4 protein-coding genes, 1 tRNA gene and 1 pseudogene are annotated in these 5,308 nt (G+C 43.2%); 2 read left to right on the top strand and 4 right to left on the bottom strand.

Features of this window, described 5'->3' with window-relative positions; genetic code table 11:
* Together rpoD and DA100_RS07980 are read left to right on the top strand one after the other, a co-directional pair.
* Window positions 1-1,048: RNA polymerase sigma factor RpoD (gene rpoD / locus DA100_RS07985; RefSeq protein ID WP_138971693.1), on the top strand; the 1,048-nt coding region annotated here is incomplete at its 5' end.
* A gap of 154 nt (window positions 1,049-1,202) precedes the next feature.
* Window positions 1,203-1,278, top strand: a tRNA-Ile gene (locus DA100_RS07980).
* A 951-nt stretch (window positions 1,279-2,229) separates the two neighbouring features.
* Here the strand turns inward: DA100_RS07980 and DA100_RS07975 are convergent.
* The 4 genes and pseudogenes from DA100_RS07975 to DA100_RS07960 form a co-directional block, all read right to left on the bottom strand.
* Window positions 2,230-2,793: a hypothetical protein gene (locus DA100_RS07975; RefSeq protein WP_138971692.1), complete on the bottom strand. Its 564-nt coding sequence runs from the start codon at window positions 2,791-2,793 to the stop codon at window positions 2,230-2,232.
* Between the two features lie 12 nt (window positions 2,794-2,805).
* Complete coding sequence (locus tag DA100_RS07970) at window positions 2,806-3,738, bottom strand: hypothetical protein (protein WP_138971691.1); 933 nt, start codon at window positions 3,736-3,738, stop codon at window positions 2,806-2,808.
* A 176-nt stretch (window positions 3,739-3,914) separates the two neighbouring features.
* Window positions 3,915-4,289, bottom strand: a pseudogene (locus tag DA100_RS07965) (tyrosine-type recombinase/integrase); the annotation flags it as partial.
* Window positions 4,290-4,553: 264 nt separating this feature from the next.
* The coding region (locus tag DA100_RS07960; RefSeq protein ID WP_138971690.1) for a transposase at window positions 4,554-5,308 on the bottom strand (755 nt) is incomplete at its 5' end.

The following is a 5,308-nucleotide window of genomic DNA, read 5'->3' as shown; positions in this document are numbered from 1 at the left end:
GTTCGACTACCTAGTTGAAGAGCTACGCACTTCAATGGAACGTGTACGTACTCAAGAGCGTCTTATCATGAAGGCAGCGGTTGAGTATGGCAAAATGCCGAAGAAATCGTTCATCACGCTATTCACGGGTAATGAATCAAGTGATGCATGGCTTGACGAGATCTTAGCGTCTGATAAACCATACGCCGAAAAAATTCGTCGCAGTGAAGAAGATATTCGCCGTTCAATTTCAAAACTGAAAATGATCGAAGAAGAAACTTCTCTGACAGTTCAAAGCATCAAAGATATCAGCCGTCGTATGTCTATCGGTGAAGCGAAAGCTCGTCGTGCGAAGAAAGAGATGGTTGAAGCGAACTTACGTCTGGTTATTTCTATCGCTAAGAAATACACCAACCGCGGCCTACAATTCTTGGATCTTATCCAAGAATGTAACATCGGCCTGATGAAAGCAGTAGATAAGTTCGAATATCGTCGTGGTTACAAGTTCTCAACTTACGCCACTTGGTGGATTCGTCAGGCAATTACTCGCTCGATTGCAGACCAAGCTCGTACAATTCGTATTCCGGTTCACATGATTGAAACCATCAACAAACTGAACCGTATCTCTCGTCAAATGCTACAAGAGATGGGCCGTGAGCCTCTGCCAGAAGAGCTAGCAGAGCGCATGCAAATGCCTGAAGATAAGATTCGTAAAGTACTTAAAATCGCTAAAGAGCCAATCTCTATGGAGACACCAATCGGTGACGACGAAGATTCGCATCTAGGTGATTTTATCGAGGACACTACGCTAGAACTGCCTCTAGACTCTGCAACCGCAACCAGTCTAAAAGTAGCAACTAAAGATGTTCTAGCCGGTTTGACTCCGCGTGAAGCGAAAGTACTGCGTATGCGTTTTGGTATCGACATGAACACTGACCATACTTTAGAAGAAGTAGGTAAGCAGTTTGACGTAACTCGTGAACGTATCCGTCAGATCGAAGCAAAAGCACTGCGTAAACTTCGTCACCCTAGCCGCTCAGAAACTCTACGCAGCTTCCTAGACGAATAGTCGATAGCTTATTTTCTCGACAATTGATTAAAAGGTGGGCTAAAGCTCACCTTTTTTATATCTATTCGATTTAAGTGGATAAAAACTAAGCGCATTTATACCCGTTACTGGCTAGACAGCTAGATCCTCATCCCCTATAATCATTGCCCTATAAGGCCCCTTAGCTCAGTGGTTAGAGCAGTCGACTCATAATCGATTGGTCCCCAGTTCAAGTCTGGGAGGGGCCACCATTATTCCTTAAGGCTTATGGAGAAATCCGTAAGCCTTTTTTCGTTCTAGTCCTGTCCATATCCGGTCCGCAATTACTTCCGGTAAGCTCTGATCCATTAGGTCTGCCGAAACACGCCACGTAGTCACCACAGGGTCACACTTCCCCTGTCTGAGTGATATCTACCATCAGAACCTTCTCTCGTCTGTACAACGCGAATCAGAGCAAATACATACCACTCAACACCAGAACAGAACCCCAAAAAAACTTCGCGCAGGAACCAACAAAAATATAACCAACATTCCGTTCCATTAGGTCCAGTTATTAATATAAATATAATTGAGATACCTAAATGGGGTTCTAGCTGAGATTACGCAGGAGACTCAGCACCGAAGATTAGGACAAGATGGATGTTGAATGATGATGACCGATTACCCTCAGTGGTAATCGGTCTGTCTTTCTCTAATGCAATTTCGACTAGTAATCACCGGCCTCAACAACAGCACCAGAAACAGCGGCTAATCACAGGACTGGTATTCATACTCGAACCGGAAAAACCAACGGCACACTGGATTACAGCGCGAATCTGGTATGAGTTAGGGCTACGAGTTGGGTTAGTAGAATAGAATTTGAATCTAGCTGGTTACTGTCGGGACTGTCACGGCTGTCAGAACCGTCGCCACTGCCATGACCGTCGCAACTGTCAGGACTACAGGGAAAATACATCTACTGCCGCCGCCGTCGGCAAACTGGACGGAAAACCTAAATAGGAAATTTATATTAGGGTTCGTGTCCAGCTCGGTATCTAGCCAAAATCGTAGCTAAAGACCGGATAGAGACCGGACCGACGACGCCGTCGCCAACGTTGCTGGAACTACAGCATGCAGGAAGTCAGGCAGGATAAGCCTTAGAGCGAGATTACAGGGCCAGTCTGGTGTGACCGGCCCAGCGATCTAGGATTTTAGATTGGGGGTTAATCTGATGTCAGCAAGGCATGCATTCTCTTTACAATCATCAAGATGGTAAATATCAAATTCACAGTAGAAAAAGTTACGAGAGGAGTCGCAACATAAGTATTTATATCAATACAAATTGACGCAGGTGTTTCTAGCGGCAATGTAAACGTGCTTGTCTTTCCTCTACAAATCGATTCGATGAAGCAAGATACAACTAACAAGACAGATACAATAATTGAATAACAAATGTTGTAATACAGTTGATCGAGAATTGTTCGTTTAGTTTTGTAACTAATATCAGCTTCTGATTCAGGCTTATTGTCTTCTAGTTTAGTACTTTGGTCGTAAACTAGAACGAGAACACTGAGCAGTAAAGCGGTGAAAATTGCGCCAAAGTTGACGAGTAGAGAGGTTAGGTCATTAGTGAACTTAAACTCAAATACAATAGTTAACACTGCTAATATCAGCGGGAATAAAATAAAAGTAAAAACGTCACTGAAGCTGACTTTACCTGTGCCATTATGTTCTAGTGTTTTCCAATGACCATGTATTATTCCAAGAACATTTATCTTTGAACTCATAATCAAACCCTGCTAGTACATCGTCTTAGCATATTCATCAGATATTTCCCTGACCCATCGATTCATGGACTTGAAGTTAGGTACACCCTCATCCATTACAACCGCTTCATCCAATTCGATTTCGCACATTGAGCTGGATTTACTGTGCCCAACATTAAATGTGCGCTTCTTACCGTTCATTTCCACAACAGTCTTAACTTGACTGCCGAACTCAGACAAAACCTCTACCGCCTGGTAGTGTTCGCTTTTTTTGTTTATCAAGTAATCTCTTAGCCTACCTAGGGTTCCTTTTCTTGGAGGCTTAACTACTAGCTCCTGCTCATGATGCCCTAGTTTTTTCAACTTATCAGTAACATCAGCCACGCCAACAAACTTGGTTAGCTTAACTTCTTTAGCAGGAGCATCTAACCATGCATGAATTGCTTTATCATAAGCCAGTGGATTCATCTGAAGGTTTAGAGTGGTTTGCGCTTTGAATAATTCAGAAAAAAGCCTGAAGAATAGAGTTTTAACACCATTACCCCGGTATGTATGCAAAAAAGCCATTCCCTCATTAGCCTTCTTGGGAATACGAAAATGCACGTAGTGCTTAATAATTTCCGCATTATCTTTAGCTTTTTCAAAGTCAACTTCTTGGGTTTTGATATTGATGATATCAGTTTTAATTCCGTAATATCCGACATTAAACCACCCCCAAACCTCACGCTTGGCTGCATCGTATTTAATATCGCTAAAGCAGTAAACTTGTTGGCTTTCTTCAAAGATTCTGTACTTATCAGAGTTTGCTTTCATGAATGTTTCTAGCATCTCTAGTAAGTCAAACTTACCGGATATTTTGTTTAAAACGCTATAACGTTCTTCCCTACGACCTTCTAAGTCTTTATTGTAGACTCTGAAAGAGTATGGAGTGAGGGCATGCTGTTCTTGTTCGTATGTTTTTGCCATATTTAGATTTCAGTGCCAAATGAATAGAGGTCAACTGTCGAATAATAGCATGTGTTTTGGCATTCTTACTATACAGAGTGCACATTAACAGTGAGGTAGCTACACGCAATTTCGCATATTTCGTTTGGCTTCTAGATTAGAAAAACAGCCAACAAATAATGTCGGCTGATGCACATCTACCCTTGGCTCACATCTCCCACCAACTCCGCCACATTCGCACTAACTTCTCTCAGCCTTGAACTAGCCAAATGAGCATATCTGGTACTGGTTTGCGGAGACTGATGCCCCAACAAATGCTGAACATCATAGAGAGTCGCATTTCCGCTGTTGATCAGGATCGAGGCAAAGCTATGCCTGAGGTCATGTATGCGGAAACTATCTTTTATGCCAGATGCTTTCCTGATTCGAGCAAATGCTTTCTTCGGATGAGCTATTGGTCGCCCCTCGGCATCACCTGTGAAGATATAAGGGTTCTTTAGCTTCTGGAATCTGCGCTGATCTTTCATTACCTCCTTAGCTAGATCATTTAGCAGTACAGTCCTAGATAACCCATACTAAAAGGACAGGCACTATTAAAAGATACTGGCACTATCTCTAAAAGGACAGGCACTATTAAAAGATACTGATGCTCCAGACATAATCTATCGGTGAAATCGGTATTAATTTGTCCGACAGGGGGAGAGGGGTGCGTTCTGTCTGTCACGGTTTTGCGTGAATGAGTCTATTGAGGCTTTTTTGAGTAACGAGTGATTCACCAAAAACATTTTTGGTTTCGTGTGGGTTTCTTACTAGAGATTTAATGGTTGGCTAATCGCTTAGCTATCCAACCGAAGTAAATTGAGTCGCTTTCGTTTCATCAGCTGTTTGGCCATCATCGAGCTTTGGGTGCAACCTACTGCGGTGCAGCGCAGACGCTCCAACTGAGTACAAGTCTCAAGCCAGTTTGCTTGATTGATATTAAGTCTTTGCAATATCGGTAGCGTATCTTCACTTAAGCTCACTTTACCTTCTCGGTATTGACGTGCTGTCCAATCGACTAGCTCGATGTAATCCATCAGTCGAAACGGTATACCATCACGTTGATGGTTTTTGTCATTCCCAACAAACGGGTAAAGGCAAGGTGCCGTCTCTCGCTGATTGTTTAATGCCTCAACTCTCGCTTTGATTGAGGTGTAATCGGAGGTTTCTGGTGTTTGGGCTATTCCAGCTCTTAGCGGGTTTAAGTCGACATAGGTCATCGCTGCCGCGAGCGCCTGTTCATCTAGTAGAGCCTGGCTTTTGAAGCGGCTTTCCCAGAAATGTCCTTTGCATTGGTCTTCTTTGTTGGCTTGGCAGGCAATCTCAAAATTAAGCTCTTTCATAAACCAACTTAGGCTCCATAGTCGCTCACGCCAAGATTCGATAATCGCTAAACACACTTCAAGTTCGGCCTTACTGGTGAGCTGCCCTTCTAACCATCGAGATACGATATTGGGCAGTTTGTGTGCTTGCTGCCAACGCTCAACCACCTCATAAGCCGATAGATTTAGGGCTTTCTCTCGATTGATATGTAAGACCAAGTGGTAGTGGT

It is taken from the genome of Vibrio sp. Hep-1b-8 (assembly GCF_006124995.1).
Lineage (GTDB): Bacteria > Pseudomonadota > Gammaproteobacteria > Enterobacterales > Vibrionaceae > Vibrio.
Note: the sequence above shows the minus strand (reverse complement) of the source record. Positions and strands in the feature narration are given on the sequence as shown.